Genomic DNA, 516 nt, shown 5'->3' with positions numbered 1-516 from the left:
GTGAACTTATCGTCCCAGCCAGACTCGCTCAAGTAGTTAGCGGTAGACGCAAACACATCCGCTTCTGATTGCCAGATGTCTTTTTTTCCGTCTCCGTTACCATCGGCGGCAAAACGTAGGAAAGAGCTTGGCATAAATTGACACTGTCCCATCGCACCAGCCCAAGAACCTTTAAAATTATCTAGCTCGATATGGCCTTGATCAAGGATCTGCAGAGCCGCCATGGTCTCTTTGCGGAAAAATTCTTCACGACGACCTTCAAATGCCATCGTCGACAACGCATCAATTACGCGGAAGTTACCTGTAAACTTGCCAAAGTTACTTTCTACACCCCAGAGCGCAACAATAAAGCGAGGTTGCACGCCGTATTGATCGCCTATGCGCTTAAGCTCCGCATAGTGCTCTTTGTATAGTGCTTTGGCTTGCTTTACTTTCCACTCAGGGACTGCACGAGGAATGTATTCATCCAACGTCAGTTTTTTCTCTGGTTGGTTGCGGTCTGCTGTTACTGCTCTC

Annotated in this window: 1 protein-coding gene; it reads right to left on the bottom strand. The window is 47.9% G+C overall.

Annotated features, from left to right (window positions below; all coding sequences use genetic code 11):
• A partial coding sequence (locus R7Q11_RS29410; RefSeq protein WP_225467373.1) for a lytic transglycosylase domain-containing protein occupies positions 1–516 on the bottom strand: 516 nt, incomplete at both ends.

It is taken from the genome of Vibrio sp. 970 (genome assembly GCF_033339075.1).
This window is presented reverse-complemented; position numbering and strand designations above follow the sequence as displayed.